This is a genomic window from Bradyrhizobium sp. Crot121 (assembly GCF_059512385.1).
The window spans coordinates 81515-99354 of record NZ_JCAMOR010000006.1; the positions used below are offsets into that span (position 1 = coordinate 81515).

The following is a 17840-nucleotide window of genomic DNA, read 5'->3' on the forward strand; positions in this document are numbered from 1 at the left end:
GCAGGGGAGCGCGAGGAACCATCCAGTTCGCTGAAGAAAGCGATTGAAGACATCGTTTCAAATGCTTTAGCCTGGCCCGGTCAAGCCAAAGCTAAATCCCCAAATTCGCCGCACGCAACTACGGCAGACCCCATCCGTAGATTTACGGAAGAAGTATAGCAGTGTCTTTCATGTGCCTACAAACGCAGGAATGGCAATGGGCAGGCTACGCGCGTTCTTGAAGGCCCTGGCGATTGCGCGGGGAAGCTATTGATGCGGCGACGCGAGTTCATTGCAGGCGCGGCGGCGCTGGCGGCCTGTATGCAACTTTCGAGGCGGACTGGTCTACTGACGCCGGCCTATGGCGAGGTACTGCCCCCCGGCAATCCGCTGCCTACCGGCTTCTACAATTTTACCGGCTCCAACCTCCCCAATTGGCAGAAAGCATCGGTGGCGCAGCAGCGCGGAGACGCCAATGCGATCATCGGCTGTCTCGGCGATTCAACGGTCGCCGGCCAGGGTGCCGCCAGCAACGAACTCGCGTCCAACGCCAAGAGCAAGTCGTGGCCAACGCAATTGGCAAGACTGACTCCGAACGGAAGCTGGTCAAGCGTATGGGGTGACAACAACGTCAGCGCCGCCGCCGGCGACCTTCATGCCTTCGATGCGCGGCTTCATCGCGCCGGTTGGCCGATCAGCAATATGAGGGCTCAAGTCGCTGGCGCTTGCAATGACGAGCGGAGAGTTCTGATTTGAATGTCAAACAGCAATTCCGTAGGATGGGCAGAGCGCAGCGAAACCCATCAGCTTCGGCGACGGCGGCACGAATGATGGGTTTCGCTGCGCTCTACCCATCCTACGTTTGATTTCAAACAGCAGTGAGGATGCGAGTCCGCATTCTCGCGGCGTTTTGCGCCCGAGCTTTGCGTCTCGTTTCACCCTCCTCGATATCAGAGGGCGCAGGGAAAGCCGGGTGCCGGTTGCACCCGTGGGTCCCGTGCAACAAAAAGCACGGGGGTAGGACCACAGGTCAACCGAAGCATTCCGGCTTTCCCTGCGCAGTGGTTTACGGCTTACTTCGTGCTCTCCTTGGTGACCGGGCTTTCTTGCCACCATCACCCGCGGCAGTTCTTGCTGCTCGCGAGCTTAGCGCCAGCGTCGGGGTGCCAGGACCACACGACTTCGCCGTCCGTGATGCGCGTGCTCGTCAGTCATACGCATCGCGTCCACCGCATCTCACCGCAACGTTCGTGACGATCGCGCCCCGCCCCTCATTCGCGCTGAGACGCGCGGAGTTAAATCACTGATTTGCCCGACGACGGAAGCGGAATGTTTTTCCTGCGAGGGGTGGACAGGGCAAATCACGTTGATTGGCCTAAGGAAAATCGCGCGAATGATACGACACCGTCATGCCCGGGCAAAAGCGCGAGGCGTGTCTTCGCGCAGATGTCCCGGGCATCCACGTCTTTCCACGCGCCCGAGAGAACGTGGATGGCCGGGTCAACCCCGGCCATGACGGAGGAGAGGATTGCGCGATGTGTCCCCAGTCATTCCGGGGCGATGCGACAGCATCGAGCTATGATGTGCAATTGCACATCATAGAATCCATTTCACCACAGGCGCTTGCGGCCAAATGGATTCCGGGCCCGCGCGCTTCGTACGCATCCCGGAATGACGGCGGAGTTTGCTTACTCGGTCGAAAATCACCCACAGCGGCCACTTGCGATTTAAAGACCAATTGGTCTATATGTTGGCAATGAGCCACCAGACCCCAGCACAGTTGCCCCGTGGCCGCCCCCGAAGTTTCGACATGGAAGCTGCTGTCGAACGCGCGATGGGTGTGTTCTGGTCGCGCGGCTATCACGCCACGGCGCTCCCTGACCTTCTTCGTGCGACAAAGCTCTCGCGTGGCAGCCTTTACGCGGCTTTCGGTGACAAGCACTCGCTCTTCTTGCGGGCGCTTGATCGCTACATTGCCGATGCTCTGACAAGGATGGATATCGAACTCGACCCCCGCAGAGAGCCGGTCGACGGCCTGCGGGCCTACCTTGCCGGCTACGTTGACCGCACCAGCGGTGCCAATGGTCGGCGCGGATGCCTGCTGGTGGCCGCAGCCATGGAGCTGGCTGGCCAGGATGCTGAAGTTGGTCGTCGCATCGCGAGCTTTTTCAAAGCCATGGAGGCCAGGGTGGCGGATGCGCTTTCTCGCGGGAAGGCGGCGGGCAAGTTGGCCGATGGTGTTGAGCCTTCAAGTGCCGCCCGAATTCTCGTCTGTTTCGTTGAGGGGCTGCGAGTGGTCGGCAAAACGGCACCGACTCGGATCACATCGCAAGCCACCGTTGACGCTCTTCTCGACCGCTTCATCAAGTAAACAACCCTTCGTCAGGTAATCGCCCCTTCGACGCCTCCGCTATTGGCGCAGCGATATCTAGACTGATCGGTCTTGAAAGGAAGATGCCCATGTCTGCCATCCAGATCGTCTGCGCGGTGGTCGTTCCGTTGCTCTGGGGTTATCAGTTCGTGGCCATCAAGGTGGGCGTTACGGAGTTTCCGCCTCTCTTCTTCCTCGCACTGCGCTTCCTGGCCATCGCGCTGCTGCTGGTTCCGTTCGTCAAGAGGCCCACGCGGCAACAGCTCGGCCCGATCGCAGCTATTTCGATTTTCTTTGGTGGACTGAACTTCGGACTCTTCTATGTTGGCCTTGGGCTCGGCTCGGGAAGCATGTCGGCCGTCGCATATCAGCTCGCCACGCCCTTTACTGTGCTGTTAGCCTGGCCGTTACTGGCGGAGAGGCCGTCTCTCACCACGTCCGCCGGAGTGGTGCTTGCATTCGTCGGCGTGGTCGTGTTGGCAGCGGAGCCTGGCCTGTCGGCAAATGCGCGTCCGCTGCTGCTTGTGGTCGGATCAGCCTTCGCATTCGCGGTGTCCAACGTCTTGACGAAACGCTACGGCCCTTTTGATCCCCTGGCGTTGATGGGGTGGTCGTCCCTGCTCACGGTGCCGCAGGTCATGTTGCTGTCGCTGCTCCTTGAGTATGGACAACTGGCGAGCCTTGTCACAGCGGATCACCGTGGTTGGCTGGCACTCGCCTACACAATTTTCATCGGAGGAATTGTTGGGTTTGGCCTTTGGTTCTGGCTGATCGCCCGCTGCTCCATGGGCCGCGTCGCACCCTTCGGTCTGCTGCTTCCGGTGTTCGCCTTGATTTCGAGCGTGTTATTCCTTGGCGACCGCATGACTCCAAAGTTGATTGTCGGTGGGCTGCTCGCGATCTCCGGCGTCGCTATCACACAATTAAGACCGAGCGCTCGACCGATTTGAACCCGGAAGTCGCGTCGTGGCGACTTCCGGGTTTGTGAAGGGTTTCGGATGCCGGTCGCATGATTGACGGCGCGGCATATTCGGCGGCCGGCGTCCGAAACCCTTCAAAGGCGACCTTAAACTCGCAACCAGCGAGAGGCTGATCGCGGCTTGGCAGAGTCCTTGGTGGGACTTAGCACAAGCGGCACGCCCCCCAGGATGCGCAGCAACCCGCGCAACCACCAACCCCCCAGCCACCATACCCCCAGCCACCGAACCCGATGTCGTCATCGAACCCGATGTCGTCATAGAACCCGACGCTGAACCCGCAGCCGCCGCAACCGCAACCACGGAAGCCAAGGCAACCACGGAAGCCACCGCAACCTCGGACGCCAACAAACCTGGCACCACCGCAACCTCGGACGCCAACAAATCCGCCACCACCGCAACCTCGGACGCCAACAAACCCGCCACCACCGCAACCTCGGCCGCCAGCAAATCCACCACCACCGCAACCTCCGCCGCCGACAAATCCGGCACCACCGCAACCTCGGCCGCCGCCAAACCCGCCACCACCGCAACCTCGGCCGCCGCCGCAACCGCCGCCACCATGGCCGCACCCGCAACCGCCGCAGCCGCCGCCGCGCGCCAGCTGCACGCCGCGACCAAAGTTTTCTCTATCGAAGAGATGGAACGTGGCCAGACTGACGTCGGCCATTTCCTCCTCGCCGAGAAAGAAGCGCTGATTTGGCGAGGTATTGTAAGGCTGCGGGACACCGGCAGCGGGCATCGTGGATGCGGATGCACTACCCGCCAGCGAAAGACCCAGTCCGACGGCACCTAGCACCTTCACGGTGGCGGCTTTGGTTGCGCGTTTCTGCTTCGAAGCCTGCTTGACCCTTGGCATGGTCGCACCCTCCGTAAGTTCTTGTGAAACGCTCGGGAAGACTGCGCTCGGCGAAACCGGCGCGCAAGGGCTACTTGTGCCATAACATGCGAAACATCTCATCGAGTTCCATTCATCTTCATGAACGGAGATCGACACATAACCGCTTTTGGTTGAGCAGAATCGCGCCATCTGCGTACACGCAGCATGGACCTGCATGTCGAATTCTGGCCCGTTGCGTCATTTACTGCCGCGCAGCAATTCCATCGCTTTGGGCGCGAAGCGGATATCGACTTCAGTGGATCGCACAAGCGGCGTAGGCGACGGAGCTCTTCTTCGGGCCCACATCGCGGCGCCAAGCCGTGCCTCAAATCCCGAGATAGAGGCATGGATTGCTTCGCTTCGCTCGCAATGACGGCGGAGTTTGCGGCGAGCGCCGGCGCAAGGCGGTCGGCCTCACCGGCTGCCAGTGCGATCCAGACCGGTGGGCGTTGATATCGACCAAATCGAGCTGTCGATCATCTGCACAGCTTCGTCATCGTTCACCCTCATCCCGCTTTGGCGGCCAAGCGGACATCCGGCCGGCATCTGCTGAACTTGGGAGGGCCTACCTGACCCTCAGTGTCTCAAAATGCGATTTCCCGATTGCTGCTTACTCACTCTCGTCCTTCACCAACGGTCCTAAGAGACCTATTGACATAAAAAAATAGATAACAACGGGCGACATTATCGACCTCAGAAGCGACTGGTGGGAAAAACTGCTGACTGGGTAGTAGCGGACAAGGACGAAGCAAGCTACGCCCAACAGAAACGAACCTACAAACGGCCATGGCCATCTCCGAAACAGGGTATTACTCACACGGAAATTGCGTAAGAATATCGCCATGAATACCAAGGCAGCAGCTCCTGACAGGAGCAGATTGAACGACTTCAAGAAAACGAAAACGCATTCGTAGCGAGGCAGAGAGCTTCTGACGGCATTTATCTCGTCGTTCAATGAAGGCCACACATGAGACGAATAACCCGCCAGCCCGCAGCCTAGCTGAGAATCCGTGCCGAGACCGAAACCGACCACTACCGAGAAGTACGACGCGAGCAGCAACCATACGACTGCCATGCATAATTTTCGTCCTGCTTCCATGGATAGCATGCGAGATGACCTTTTTATTCTTCGGCGGGTCGAACAAGCAGGCTACGCGGTGCAGCTGGTCTGGAGCGACACCTTCTTCGAGCCGACATCGCGGCGCCTAGCGTATCTCAAATGCCCAAATACCGGTGCTGCAGATCGGGCTCGGCGACCAGTTGCTCCGATGTGCCGCTCCACACGGTCCGGCCGCGCTCGATGATGTAATGGCGGTCGGCGATGCGGGCGAGGTTTCCGACGTTCTTGTCGATCACCAGCACGGACTGGCCGCGTCCTTTCAGCATCGACAGGCAGCTCCAGATCTCGTCGCGGATCAAGGGGGCGAGGCCTTCGGTGGCCTCGTCCAGGATCAGGAGTTTCGGATTGGTCATCAGTGCGCGGCCGATGGCGAGCATCTGCTGCTCGCCGCCGGAGAGCGTGACGCCCATGTTGCTGCCGCGCTCGGCGAGCCGCGGGAACAGCGCGTGGATCTTCTCCAGCGTCCAGGGATCCGAGCTGCGCAGACGATTGCCTGAGGCCGCGACCAGGTTTTCGCGCACGGTCAGGTTCGGGAAGATCTGCCGGCCCTCCGGCACCAGGCCGATGCCGAGTTTCGCAATCTTGTAGGAGGGCAGGCCACGCACCTGTTGCCCGGCGAAGCGGATCGCGCCTGATCGCGCCGGGGTCAATCCCATGATGGAGCGGATCGTGGTGGTCTTGCCCATGCCGTTGCGGCCCATCAGCGCGACCATCTCGCCGCTCTTGATCGAGAGCGACAGGCCGAACAGCACCTGGCTGAGGCCGTAGCAGGTCTCGATCCTCTCCACTTCAAGCAACGTGTCAGCCAATTGGGTCTCCCTGGCGGGTCACCGCATGCTGCTCGCCGAGATAGGCCCGCTTCACCTCTTCGTGCCGGCGGATCGCATCCGGCGTATCGCAGGCGATAACGCGGCCATAGACCAGGACCGTGATGCGGTCGGCGAGTGCGAACACCGCTTCCATGTCGTGCTCGACCAGCACGATGGTGAATTCCTTGCGCAGCTCCTTCAGCAGTCCGACCATCCGCGCGGACTCGGTGACGCCGAGGCCTGCCATCGGCTCATCCAGCAGCAGGAGCTGCGGCTTGGTTGCGAGCGCCACCGCGAGTTCGAGCTCACGCTGCTCGCCATGGCTAAGCTCGGAGACCAGGACATCGGCGCGCGATCCGAGGCCGACGCGTTCCAGCGCCGCACGCGCGGTATCGCGCAGGTGCTTCTCCTTGCGCGCGTTGCCCCAGAAGCGGAAGGAGTGGCCGTCATGCGCCTGCGCCGCGAGCGCGACATTGTCGATCGCGGTGAAATCCTTGAGCAGCGAGGTGATCTGGAACGAGCGCGCCAGCCCGAGCCGGCTGCGCCGATAGGACGGCAGCCGCGTGACGTCGCGACCGGCAAAATGGATGCTGCCGGAATTCGGCATCAATTGCCCGGTCAACTGGCTGATCAGCGTGGTCTTGCCGGCGCCATTGGGGCCGATGATCGCGTGCAACTCGCCGCGCGGCACCTCGAGCGACAGATTGTCGGTGGCGAGGATGCCGCCGAAACGGCGCACCAGATTGTCGACGCGAAGCAGGGGATCAGCCACGACGCACCCTCCCGAGCAGGCCCATGATGCCACCACGCGCGAACAGCACGATCAAGACCAATAGCGGGCCCATGATCAGCGCCCAATATTCGGTGAACTGCGACAGCAATTCTTCCAGCACGAGGAAGACAATCGCGCCGATCAACGGGCCGAACAGCCAACCCATGCCGCCGAGGATCACCATCACCATGAGTTCGCCGGAGCGGGTCCAGTACATCACGGCCGGGCTGACGAAATCCGTATTGTTGGCGAGCAGTGCGCCGGCAAGGCCGCAGATCGTGCCCGCGATGACGAAGCAGGTCAGCCGGTAGCGATAGGCCGGAAAGCCGATCGCCTGCATGCGCTGCTCGTTGGAGCGCACGCCCTGCACCACCAGGCCGAACCGCGAATTGACGATGCGCCAGATCAGGTAGATGCCGCCGAGGAGGCAGGCGAGGCAGAGATAGTAGAACTGCGTGCGGTCCGAGAGGTTGATCAGCCCGTCGAAGGTGCTGCGCTTGTAGATGGTCAGGCCGTCGTCACCGCCATAGCGCGACAGCGCGGAGGCGACGTAATAGGCCATCTGCGCGAAGGCGAGCGTGATCATGATGAAATAGACGCCGCGGGTGCGCAGGGAGAGCGAGCCGATCACCAGCGCAAACAAAGCGGAGACGGCGAGCGCCACCGGCCACTGGATGAAGCCGGAGCCGATGCCCTCGGCCGCCAGGATGCCGACCGCATAGCCGCCGATGCCGAGATAGGCGGCGTGGCCGAAGCTCATCATGCCGCCATAGCCCATCATCAGGTTCAGGCTCGAGGCCGCCAGCGCAAAGATGATGATGCGCGTGAACAGCGTCAGGATGAAGATATTGCCTGTAACAGCCGAATAGACCGGCAGCAGGACAAGCGCGGCGCAAACCACCGCCACAACGGCGTTGCTGGCGTTGAGCTTGAACTTCATCGCTTGGCGGCCGGAAACAGCCCCTCCGGCCGCATGACCAGCACGATCGCCATCAACAAATAGATCAGCATCGAGGACAAAGCGGGTGCGGCGGTCGAGGCGGCGGCGCCGCTCAGCACCTTGCGCAGGAGATCCGGCAGGAAGGCGCGGCCGAGCGTGTCGATCAGGCCGACGAAGATCGCGGCGAGGAAGGCGCCGCGGATCGAGCCGATGCCGCCGATCACGATGATGACGAAGGCGAGGATCAGGATGTTCTCGCCCATGCCGATCTGCACGGTCAGGATCGGCGCCTGCATCAAGCCGGCAAGGCCCGCGAGCGCGGCCCCAAGACCGAACACCAGCGTGAACAGCAGCTTGATGTTGATGCCGAGCGCACCGGCCATCTCGCGGTTGGAGGCGCCGGCGCGGATCAGCATGCCGATGCGGGTGCGCATCACCACGAGATAGAGCAGCGCGGCGACCAGCAGCGCGACAATGATGATCGAGAGCCGGTAGGCCGGATAGTACACGCCGGGCAGCAGCTGCACCGGGGTGGTCAGCCATGTCGGCAGCGGCAGCGCAAGGCCCGCCGGGCCCCAGATCAGCCGCACCATGTCATTGAAGAACAGGATCAGGCCGAAGGTCGCCAGCACCTGGTCGAGATGGTCGCGGCCATAGAGATGCCTGAGCGCCACGAATTCAAGGGCGATGCCGAGCAGAAGCGTGGCGGCGAGCGCGAGGATCGCGCCAAGCACGAAGCTGCCGGTCCAGCCGACAAAGGTCGCGGCGAAATAGGCGCCCATCATGTAGAGCGAACCATGCGCCAGGTTCACGAAATCCATGATGCCGAACACCAGCGTGAGCCCGGCCGCCAGCAGGAACAAGAGCAGGCCGAACTGCAATCCGTTCAGAAGTTGTTCGATCAGAAGGAACATCGGGAGCTTAAGTCAGCCTCACAAACAAAACAGCGGCAGCGCGCATGCGCCGCCGCCTTCTCCCTCGCCCCGCCCTTGCGGGGTCGAGACGAGCGAAAGCTCGCTCTGAGAGCGTTGGCGTGAGGGGCTGCCTCCACGAACACCGCGCTCGCGGAGAGGCCCCCTCACCCGGATCGCAAGAGCGATCCGACCTCTCCCCGCAAGCGGGGCGAGGTGACTTACAATTACTTCATCGGGCACTTGTCGTGAAACCGGTCCTGGTCGTTCTCGACGATGGTTGCGACGGTCTTCAGCGATAGCTGACCGTCCGCGTCCTTGACCACGTCCTGCAGGTAGAAATTCTGGATCGGGATGTGGTTGTTGCCGTATTTGAACGGACCACGCAGCGACTTGAAGTTCGCCTTCTCCATCTCCGCCTTCATCGCGTCCTTTTTGGTCAGGTCGCCCTTCACTGCGACCACCGCGCTGTTGATGAGCTGGGCGGCGTCATAGGCCTGCGCGCCATAATAGGTTGGGCGCAGGTTCGCGTATTTCTTGCGGTAATCGGCGACGAAACGCTTGTTCTCTTCATTCGGCAAATCGTTCACCCATTCCTGGGCCCCGGGAACGCCGAGCGCGTTCTCCTTTTGCAGCGGCAACGACAATTCGTCGATGGTGAAGGCGGTGTAGAGCGGGATCTGCTGCTTGATGCCAGCCTGCACATACTGGTTGAGGAACTGCACACCGGCGGCGCCCGGATAGAACACGAAGATCGACTCGGCCTTCGAGTTGCGCGCCTTGGTCAGCTCGGCGGAGAAATCGAGCTGGCTCGGCCACACCGTATATTCCTCGCCGACCACTTCGCCCTTGAAGGTGCTCTTGACGCCCGCAAGCATGTCCTTGCCGGCGGCATAGTTCGGCCCGATCAGGAACACCGATTTCACGCCCTTCTGGTTCATGTAGAGGCCCATGGCGGCGGGCGTCTGGTCGTTCTGCCAGGAGGTCGAGAAGACGTAAGGGGAGCAAAGCTCGCCGGCGAGCTGCGACGGACCGGCATTGGCCGAGATCAGGAAGGTCTTGCTGTCGACGGCGGTCTTCAGCGAGGCCAGGAGCACGTTCGACCAGATGTAGCCGACGATGAAATCGACCTTGTCGGACTGCATCAGTTTCTCGGTCTTCTGCTTGCCGATATCGGGCTTCTGCTGGTCGTCCTCATAGATCACCTCGACCGGCTTGCCGTCCATCTTGCGGCCGAGATGGTCAAGCGCCAGCTCGAACGAGTTCCGCATATCGTTGCCGATGACGGCGGTCGGACCGCTGAAAGTCGAGACAAAGCCGATCTTGATGGTGTCAGCCGCCAATGCGGGCTGGGCCAGCGCCAGCGCGGTGACGCCCGCCAGCCAAAATGACGTTTTCATGTCCACTCCCCTCCTCCTCAACCATTCCAACCGACCCGCCAGGCGGGTGAACCGTCCGGCAGCGTTGTCCGTGCCCCCGTCACTCCCTTTTTAGGTGACGTGTTTTGTGCGCGGAATCCTGACCGGGCAGCAAGCGCGAACCGAAGGCGGCGTTTAGAACCTTCGGCGCATGCTTGCGCCTGATCTGCACCATAATTCGTAAAATGCGAGGCTGGCAAGAATTATAGTGCCGGTTGCGCGGGCAACCATTGTCGCAGTTCTGGAGCTGTTGCCGGCCCCGCTGGCTGGCGCAATAGCCCCGACACTTTCGCTGGCCGGCGCACTGTTCAATAGCCTGATGCTCACGGCGACGGCACCGCGAGGGCTGACCCCACACGCTTTCGCTATCGTGCGATTAGAAAGAAGCGCCTTGGAACGACTACGCGAACTAATACATAATTCGCCCGGAGATACCGAGAACCCTGGGGCCATATTCGATGACGACGCCGCCGAAAGATCCGCATCACGTGGTGATTGTCGGCGCGGGGTTTGGCGGCCTGGAGGCGACCTTTGGGCTCGCCGGCGCGCCGGTGAAGATTACCTTGATCGATCGCCGCAACCATCATCTGTTCCAACCGCTGCTCTACCAGGTCGCAACCGCTTCGCTGGCGACCTCCGAAATCGCCTGGCCGATCCGCTACCTCCTGCGCGACCGCCGTGAGGTGACGACGCTGTTCGCCAACGTCAACAGCATCGACACCGAAGGCAAGCGTGTCGTGCTCGATGACGGCGACAGCGTCCCCTACGACACGCTGATCCTGGCGACCGGCGCACGCCACGACTATTTCGGCCACGACGAATGGGAGCCGTTCGCACCGGGCCTCAAAACGCTCGAGGATGCCACCACGCTGCGGCGCCGCATCCTCGTCGCCTTCGAGCGCGCCGAGCGCGAGACCGATCCGGCGCGCCGGGCAGCACTACTCACCTTCGTCATCGTCGGCGCCGGACCGACCGGCGTCGAAATGGCCGGCACCATCGCCGACCTCGCACGCGATACGCTGGCGCCCGACTTCCGCAACATCGACACCCACAAGACCCGCGTCGTGCTGATCGAGGCGGGCTCGCGGGTGCTCGCGGGCTTTCCCGACGATCTTTCGACTTATGCGCAGCGCTCGCTGGAAAAGCTCGGCGTCGAGGTCATGCTGGGCGCGCCGGTCACCGAATGCGATGCCGACGGCGTGGTTTATGGCGGCAAGAGGCTGGACGCACGGACCATCATCTGGGCCGCCGGCGTGCGCGCCTCGCGGGCCGCCGAATGGCTGAACGCCCCCGCCGACCGCGCCTACCGGCTGCAGGTCAATCCCGACCTCACCGTCCCCGGCCATCCCGACATCTTTGCGATCGGCGACACCATCACGATCGCCGGCCCCGACGGCAAGCCGGTGCCCGGCATCGCGCCAGCCGCGAAGCAGGAAGGGCGTTATGTCGCATCGCTGATCAGGGCGCGGCTCGAGGGCCGCACGCTGCCGCCATTCCGCTACAAGCACCAGGGCAGCCTCGCCCAGATCGGCAAGCGGCTCGCCGTGATCGATTTCGGCTGGCTCAAGCTGCGCGGCGCCATCGCCTGGTGGATCTGGGGCATCGCCCACATCTACTTCCTGATCGGCATCCGACACCGCCTCAGCGTCGCGCTGAGCTGGCTCTGGATTCACGCCCGCGACCAGCGCGCGGCCCGGCTGATCACGCAAGGCAGCAGCAAGGTGGCGCGATAACTTTAACCAAAAAGAACCGCTGGAACGTCCTTATTGCGGGCAGCGACCCCGCAGCGATGATTGAAATATGAGCACTCAAACCTCCCCCAGGAAGCCGCGCCGGCCGAGAGCCGCGCAAGCTGCTTCTGTCAATTCCGGCCCGACACTCGACCTCGACCGCTATGTGCCGGGCTTCGTCACCTTCATTGCCAACAAGCTCTCCAACAGCGCCACCACGCTCTACCAGCGTCATTTCGGCGTCAACGTCACCGAGTGGCGGATCATGTCGCAGCTCGCGATCGAGCCGGGCATCCCGGCCTCCCGCATCTGCCACATCATCGGCTTCGACAAGGGACCAGTGAGCCGGACGCTGGCGCTGTTGCAAAAGCGCGGGCTGGTCGCGATCCGCGCCAACCCGCATGACGGCCGCAGCCATTCGATCGCGCTGACGGCCAGAGGCCGCGCGATCCATGACAAGGTTATCGTCGCCGCGCTCGATCGCGAGCGTCGGCTGTTGTCCTGCCTGCGCAAGGACGAGCGGGAGGTGTTGATCGATCTGTTGCGGCGGCTGCACAATAATCTCGGCGCCATCACCGGCCGGACCGGCTCCTGACTCCAGGTCCGGTGTCAGCCGGCGCAGGCGATCCATTCACGCGAAGCATCATCGTCCAGTACCGCTACCGCGCCGGCGCGGCGCGTCAGCACCGCGCGCTGGTTGATGTAGCCCTTGTCGGTGATCTCGCCGCCGTCGACGGAGGCGGGCTCCGCAAGCAACAGCGCGCGCGTGGCATGGCCGGAGGAGTTGCCGCTCTGCGCCTTCAGTCTTGCAAGACCCTGCCCGATCGCGCCGCGGATCATTTCATGGCCGATCACATCGGAAACATCGGCGCTGTCAGGCAACCCGGCCCGCGCGCGGCAGGCGGCGATATTGGGGAATACCAGGAAGCGAACCTCGTCGCCGCCATGACCGGTGACGACGATGTCCTGCGCGAGCGGCGCCAGTGCGGCGATGCCGGCGACGCGCAGCGTGCCGACGCTGACCCAGGTGCCGGAATTGAGCTTGAAATCCTCGGCAACGCGGCCGTCGAAGAACAGCCCGCGCTCAGGCTTTTCCGGATCGGCAAACTTCACGGCATCGCCGATCCGGTAAAAGCCCTCCTCGTCGAACGCCTGCGCGGTCAGCTCCGGCGCCTTCCAGTAGCCCGGCGTGACATTGGGGCCACGCACGCGCACCTCGAGCTTGTCGCCGGAGGCGACGAGCTTCAATTCGGTGCCCGGGACCGGCACGCCGATATTGCCGGAACGCTCCGCCAGGAAATGGCAGTCGGTCGCGAGCGGCGACGTCTCGGTCGAGCCCCAGGCCGACACCATCGGAAGCCGACGGCCGACCGTCTTCATGGACAATTCTTCCAGCGCGTCCCAAAGATTTTGCGGCAGCGCCGCGCCGGCATAGAAGGCGAACTTCACCTCGCAGAAGAATTTGCGGCGCAACGCGTCATCGCTCTGAAGCGTCGCGATCAGCATGTCGAAACCGCGCGGCACGTTGAAATAGACCGTCGGCACCACGCTGCGCAGATTGGCGAGCGAGGTCGCGAACAGGCCGGGCGCCGGCTTGCCGCCGTCGATATAAAGCGTGCCGCCGTTGCGCAGCACCAGGTTGAAATTGTGGTTGGCGCCGAAGGTGTGGCTCCAGGGCAGCCAGTCCAGGATCACGAGATCATCGCGCACTGTATCGAGGAAGGTCCAGGTCTGGGCCTTGGCCTGCTGGCTCGAGGTCAGCATACGCTGGGTGTTGATCACGGCCTTTGGCGCGCCCGTTGACCCCGAGGTGAACAGGAATTTTGCAATGGTGTCCGGTGTCACCGCAGCGAAGGCTTTTTCCACGTCCGCGGTCTCCGGCGTAGCCGCGATGGCGCTGAACGAAATGGCGTCGCTGTCGTCGGCATTGCCGCTGATGATGCTCGCGGTATGCAGCGGCTTGACCGCGGCAAGCGCCGCCGCGAACGGCCTGGTGGCGGAAACATAGATCGCGCCGGGCTCGAGCAGCCGGACCATGCTCTTCAGCTTGTCGAAATCTTTCGACATCAGCGAATAGGCCGGCGAGATCGCCGCCGAGGGCACCCCAACGTGCTGGGCGGCCAGCGCGAGCAGCGCATGATCGATGCTGTTATCAGAGAGGATCATCACCGGACGTTCGACGCCGAGACCCTGCGCAAGGATCCAGGAGGCAAGCGAACGCACCTGCCGCAGGGCATCGGCATAGCTGAGGGTGGTCCAGGGCGCCTCGACATCGGCGCGCTCGGCGAGGAAGACCCGGTCCGGCGTCAGCCGCGCCCAATGCTCCAGCCAGTCGCCGACGCAGCGCGCGCCTTCGCGCAGGGGCACGGTCGATCTCACGATGATGCTGCCGTCGTTCCGCCGATCGGCAACGATCGCGGGCACGGCAAACAGCATTTCGGGATCATCGCGGCGGGCGACGGCTAAGGTCATTGGGGCTTCCTCACACGCCCTCTTTGCTGGGGCTGGCTCTGCTCTACGCGACTATCCCGCCATCAGGCAATGTCGCCGCACGCCGCGGATAGAGGATCGCAAAGCTTGCGGTACTGCGCCCAAAAATTGGGCAGAGCATCGCAACCGGTCGTCGTTGCGCGCTTCCGCCGGTTCTCGGCGAGAGACTTAAGTCACGGAGATTACAGCCCGATTTCCGCAAGCACCCCAATACTGCAAATGTACACAATGGCACATCGCTTGCTTCGGTGGGCTTGGGTTTTGTCAGGCCGGGCGCCGTCGATTGTGACGGAGATCGGCCGACCAAATGGACGAGGCACCACGTGACTGAAACCGTCGCTGAGATCCTTGCTGCGCACCGCGCCGGCACCATGACGCCTGCGGAAACGGTCGCGCGCAGTTTTCAGCGCATCCACGACCATGGCGATCCCGCCGTCTTCATCACCCTGCGCGCCGAGAAAGACGCGCAAGCCGAAGCCGAGGCGCTGGCCGGCAAGGACGCCGCGCGCCTGCCGCTTTATGGCGTGCCGGTCGCGGTGAAGGACAATATCGACGCCGCGGGAATGTCGACCACGGCGGCTTGTCCAGCCTTCTCCTATATGCCGACGCATGACGCGACTGCCATCGCGCGGTTGCGCGCGGCCGGCGCCATCATCATCGGCAAGACCAATCTCGACCAGTTCGCGACCGGCCTAGTCGGCGTGCGCTCGCCCTACGGGATCCCGAAAAATCCAGTCCGCAACGACCTCATTCCGGGCGGATCGAGCTCGGGATCGGCGGTTGCGGTCTCCGCCGGACTGGTGCCGCTGGCGCTGGGCACGGATACCGCGGGAAGCGGCCGCGTGCCGGCGATGCTCAACAACATCGTGGGACTGAAGCCAAGCCTCGGATTGATCTCGACCGCCGGCGTGGTGCCGGCCTGCCGTACGCTCGATTGCATCTCGGTGTTCTCGCTCACCGTCGACGACGCCATGACGGCGCTGAAGGTGATGGCCGGCACTGATGGCGCCGATCCTTTCTCGCGCGAGCGACCGCTTGGCAAGATGACGGAGTTGCCGGCCAAGCTTCGGCTCGGTGTCCCCCGCAAAGGGCAGTTGATCTTCTTCGGCGACCGCCAGTCGGAGCAGCTTTATGCTGAGGCGATCGAGCGCTGGGCCGCGCTCGGCGCGACGCTGGTCGAATTCGACCTCGAGCCGTTCTACGAGACTGCGCGGCTGCTCTACGAAGGCCCGTGGGTTGCCGAGCGCTATCTGGTGATCCGCGATCTGCTCGCCTCGTCGCCGGAGTCGATCCACCCGGTCACGCGCGAGATCACCGCGGCCGGCGCGCGGCTCACCGCCGCCGAAACATTTGCCGCGCTCTATCGGCTGCAGGCACTGCGCCGGATCGCCGAGCGCGCCTTCGCCTCGATGGAGGCGATCGTGCTGCCGACGGCGCCGACAGTCTATTCAACGGCGCAGGTGCTGGCCAATCCGATCGAGCTCAACAGCCGGCTCGGCACCTATACCAATTTCGTCAACCTGCTCGACCTCTGCGGCCTCGCGCTGCCCTCGGCGATGCGGCCAGACGGCGCGCCGTTCGGCATCACGCTGCTGGCGCCGGCCGGCCGCGACGCGCTGCTTGCCAGCATCGGCCGCGTCTTCCATGCCGATACAAAGCTGCCGATCGGCGCGAAGTCGCTGCCGCAGCCGCTGCTCGCTCCGCTACCGCCGTCAAGCGGCGAAGACATTCCGATTGCTGTGGTCGGCGCGCACCTGTCCGGCATGGCGCTGAACGGCGAGTTGCGCGCGCTCGACGGACGTTTGCTCGAGGAGACCGCGACCGCGCCGGACTACAAGCTCTATGCGCTCGGCACCACGCCGCCGAAACCCGGGATGCTGCGCGTCGAAGCGGGCAGCGGCGCATCGATCGAGCTCGAACTCTGGGCGCTCTCGCCGTCATCCTTTGGCAAGTTCGTCGCCGCGATCCCGCCGCCGCTCTCGATCGGCACCATCCGCCTCGCCGACGGCCGCGAGGTGAAGGGCTTTATCGTGGAGCCGGCGGCGATCAACGGCGCCCGCGACATCTCCGCCTTCGGCGGCTGGCGTGCGTTCATGGCGGAGAGCGCTACGGTCTAGCCGTCATTGCGAGCGCAGCGAAGCAATCCATGCCGCCGCTTGTGGAGAGATGGATTGCTTCGCTGCGCTCGCAATGACGTGGAGGACACGTTTCCGACAACACCGATTTCGTAGATGGGCAAAGCGAAGCGTGCCCACCACCACGAGCAGTGCGCGAGATGGTGGGCACGCTTCGCTTTGCCCACCCTACGGGACTACGAAACTACACCGACACCGAGTAGATCTCGTATTCGCCGCGTACCAATGTGATGTGGGCGCGCATGGCGGCGGCGGCGCCGGTCTTATCGCCGCGCAGGATCGCGACCACGACGCGATCGTGCTCGACATGCGATTTTGCCAATCGTCCGAGATTGCGGAACTGGGCGCGGCGGAACGGCTGCACCCGGACCCGTGTCGCCAACGTCATCTCGGCGATATAATCGTTGTGCGACCCGGCATAGATCGTGTTGTGGAAGCGCTCGTTGACCTCGTGAAAGCGCTCGGGATTGCCGGTGTAGCTGAGCACGCGCAATTCCTCATGCACGGCTTCGAGCGCATGCCGGTCGGTTGCCGTCATCCGCTCCGCAGCGAGTCCCGCGCACAGCGCTTCCAATTCCGCCATCGCCTCGAACATGCCGGTAAGCCGTTCGACCGAGGGCCGCGCCACCACCGCACCGCGATGGGCGCGCGCTTCGACCAGGCCGCTCGCCGCAAGCTGGCGCAGCGCCTCGCGCACCGGCGTGCGCGAGACATTGAAGCGGCGCGCGATATCGGATTCGTCGAGCGGCGAGCCCGGCCCGAGCGCGCCGCGCACGATCTCATCGGCGAGCTGCAGGCGCAGCTCTTCGGCGCGCGTGATCCTGGATTGTTGCGGAGACGGACGGTCGACGCGCCGCACCAGCATGTCCGGTCCGGCGGCGGCAGGGCGACGCGGAAGGTCGTCCAGACTCATGTCTTCGGATCCTTCGGTTCGTCGATGATGCTGACATGAGCGGCAACGATTCTCCAGCCCTCGGGGAAGCGTATCCACGTCTGCATCTGCCGCCCCACCTTGCCAGGTGCGGAGTCGCGATAGAACAGGGTCGACGCGACCGCGGTGTCGCGGCCGTAGGTCGATATCACCGTCTTGTCGATCCGGCGATTGAGCCCGGCCGGCGAGCGCCCGGCGCGGAACGCCATGATCGCGTCATAGCCATAGAGATTCTCGCCCATGCCGTAGCGCAGCGTCCGCTTGTCGTTGCGGAACAGCTCATCCAGCACGGCGACGTCGTTCGACACCAGCGCCTTCTCGTAGCGCTCGAATTGCGCAGTCACTTCGGCGAGCACGTCGGGCAGATCGATGTCCAT

14 protein-coding genes are annotated in these 17840 nt (G+C 63.3%); 6 read left to right on the forward strand and 8 right to left on the reverse strand.

Going from position 1 to position 17840, the window contains the following annotated elements; all coding sequences use genetic code 11:
• Positions 1-252 precede the first annotated feature (252 nt).
• From AC5ZGW_RS08675 to AC5ZGW_RS08685, 3 genes are all read left to right on the forward strand, one after another.
• Entirely contained in the window at positions 253-735 is a 483-nt protein-coding gene (locus tag AC5ZGW_RS08675) for a hypothetical protein (protein WP_130229157.1), read from the forward strand.
• 1000 nt (positions 736-1735) lie between these two features.
• The gene (locus AC5ZGW_RS08680) at positions 1736-2350 is read left to right on the forward strand and encodes a TetR/AcrR family transcriptional regulator (protein ID WP_130231770.1); all 615 of its coding nucleotides are present in this window, start codon (positions 1736-1738) and stop codon (positions 2348-2350) included.
• Positions 2351-2439: 89 nt separating this feature from the next.
• Positions 2440-3300: a DMT family transporter gene (locus AC5ZGW_RS08685; RefSeq protein WP_463327023.1), complete on the forward strand. Its 861-nt coding sequence runs from the start codon at positions 2440-2442 to the stop codon at positions 3298-3300.
• Between the two features lie 2122 nt (positions 3301-5422).
• Here AC5ZGW_RS08685 and AC5ZGW_RS08690 read toward each other — a convergent pair.
• The 5 genes from AC5ZGW_RS08690 to AC5ZGW_RS08710 form a co-directional block, all read right to left on the reverse strand.
• Positions 5423-6136, reverse strand: coding sequence for an ABC transporter ATP-binding protein (locus AC5ZGW_RS08690; protein ID WP_130226645.1), 714 nt, complete (start codon positions 6134-6136; stop codon positions 5423-5425).
• Complete coding sequence (locus AC5ZGW_RS08695) at positions 6129-6908, reverse strand: ABC transporter ATP-binding protein (protein WP_130226646.1); 780 nt, start codon at positions 6906-6908, stop codon at positions 6129-6131. Before AC5ZGW_RS08695 ends, AC5ZGW_RS08690 begins: the two co-directional genes overlap by 8 nt.
• A complete protein-coding gene (locus AC5ZGW_RS08700) occupies positions 6901-7848 on the reverse strand; it encodes a branched-chain amino acid ABC transporter permease (RefSeq protein ID WP_130226647.1) in 948 nt (315 codons plus the stop codon). Before AC5ZGW_RS08700 ends, AC5ZGW_RS08695 begins: the two co-directional genes overlap by 8 nt.
• Positions 7845-8762, reverse strand: a complete 918-nt coding sequence (locus AC5ZGW_RS08705; RefSeq protein ID WP_130226648.1) for a branched-chain amino acid ABC transporter permease — start codon at positions 8760-8762, stop codon at positions 7845-7847. The genes AC5ZGW_RS08700 and AC5ZGW_RS08705 overlap by 4 nt, the downstream gene beginning before the upstream one ends.
• Positions 8763-8986: 224 nt before the next feature.
• Positions 8987-10159 carry an ABC transporter substrate-binding protein gene (locus tag AC5ZGW_RS08710; RefSeq protein WP_130226649.1) on the reverse strand — a complete coding sequence of 391 codons (1173 nt, stop codon included), beginning with the start codon at positions 10157-10159 and terminating at the stop codon, positions 8987-8989.
• A gap of 476 nt (positions 10160-10635) precedes the next feature.
• On the opposite strand from AC5ZGW_RS08710, the gene AC5ZGW_RS08715 reads away from it, so the two are divergent.
• Together AC5ZGW_RS08715 and AC5ZGW_RS08720 are read left to right on the forward strand one after the other, a co-directional pair.
• Complete coding sequence (locus AC5ZGW_RS08715) at positions 10636-11910, forward strand: NAD(P)/FAD-dependent oxidoreductase (protein WP_130226650.1); 1275 nt, start codon at positions 10636-10638, stop codon at positions 11908-11910.
• A gap of 67 nt (positions 11911-11977) precedes the next feature.
• Positions 11978-12502, forward strand: a complete 525-nt coding sequence (locus tag AC5ZGW_RS08720) for a MarR family winged helix-turn-helix transcriptional regulator (RefSeq protein WP_130226651.1) — start codon at positions 11978-11980, stop codon at positions 12500-12502.
• Between the two features lie 14 nt (positions 12503-12516).
• Here the strand turns inward: AC5ZGW_RS08720 and AC5ZGW_RS08725 are convergent, their stop codons facing one another.
• The gene (locus tag AC5ZGW_RS08725; protein WP_130226652.1) at positions 12517-14379 is read right to left on the reverse strand and encodes a feruloyl-CoA synthase; all 1863 of its coding nucleotides are present in this window, start codon (positions 14377-14379) and stop codon (positions 12517-12519) included.
• A gap of 341 nt (positions 14380-14720) precedes the next feature.
• On the opposite strand from AC5ZGW_RS08725, the gene atzF reads away from it, so the two are divergent.
• Complete coding sequence (atzF, locus tag AC5ZGW_RS08730) at positions 14721-16514, forward strand: allophanate hydrolase (protein WP_130226653.1); 1794 nt, start codon at positions 14721-14723, stop codon at positions 16512-16514.
• Positions 16515-16716: 202 nt separating this feature from the next.
• Here the strand turns inward: atzF and AC5ZGW_RS08735 are convergent, their stop codons facing one another.
• Positions 16717-17445 carry a GntR family transcriptional regulator gene (locus AC5ZGW_RS08735; RefSeq protein WP_130226654.1) on the reverse strand — a complete coding sequence of 243 codons (729 nt, stop codon included), beginning with the start codon at positions 17443-17445 and terminating at the stop codon, positions 16717-16719.
• A complete protein-coding gene (gene hpxZ / locus AC5ZGW_RS08740) occupies positions 17442-17840 on the reverse strand; it encodes an oxalurate catabolism protein HpxZ (RefSeq protein WP_130226655.1) in 399 nt (132 codons plus the stop codon). Before hpxZ ends, AC5ZGW_RS08735 begins: the two co-directional genes overlap by 4 nt.

What these genes read in the sequence shown, in the direction of transcription:
- AC5ZGW_RS08700 (WP_130226647.1), bottom strand. Translation starts at nt 7,848, where the DNA reads ATGAAGTTCAAGCTCAACGCCAGCAACGCCGTTGTGGCGGTGGTTTGC.
- AC5ZGW_RS08685 (WP_463327023.1), top strand. Translation starts at nt 2,440, where the DNA reads ATGTCTGCCATCCAGATCGTCTGCGCGGTGGTCGTTCCGTTGCTCTGG.
- AC5ZGW_RS08705 (WP_130226648.1), bottom strand. Translation starts at nt 8,762, where the DNA reads ATGTTCCTTCTGATCGAACAACTTCTGAACGGATTGCAGTTCGGCCTG.
- AC5ZGW_RS08720 (WP_130226651.1), top strand. Translation starts at nt 11,978, where the DNA reads ATGAGCACTCAAACCTCCCCCAGGAAGCCGCGCCGGCCGAGAGCCGCG.
- AC5ZGW_RS08715 (WP_130226650.1), top strand. Translation starts at nt 10,636, where the DNA reads ATGACGACGCCGCCGAAAGATCCGCATCACGTGGTGATTGTCGGCGCG.
- AC5ZGW_RS08675 (WP_130229157.1), top strand. Translation starts at nt 253, where the DNA reads ATGCGGCGACGCGAGTTCATTGCAGGCGCGGCGGCGCTGGCGGCCTGT.
- AC5ZGW_RS08680 (WP_130231770.1), top strand. Translation starts at nt 1,736, where the DNA reads ATGAGCCACCAGACCCCAGCACAGTTGCCCCGTGGCCGCCCCCGAAGT.
- AC5ZGW_RS08725 (WP_130226652.1), bottom strand. Translation starts at nt 14,379, where the DNA reads ATGACCTTAGCCGTCGCCCGCCGCGATGATCCCGAAATGCTGTTTGCC.
- hpxZ (WP_130226655.1), bottom strand. Translation starts at nt 17,840, where the DNA reads ATGGACATCGATCTGCCCGACGTGCTCGCCGAAGTGACTGCGCAATTC.
- AC5ZGW_RS08735 (WP_130226654.1), bottom strand. Translation starts at nt 17,445, where the DNA reads ATGAGTCTGGACGACCTTCCGCGTCGCCCTGCCGCCGCCGGACCGGAC.
- AC5ZGW_RS08710 (WP_130226649.1), bottom strand. Translation starts at nt 10,159, where the DNA reads ATGAAAACGTCATTTTGGCTGGCGGGCGTCACCGCGCTGGCGCTGGCC.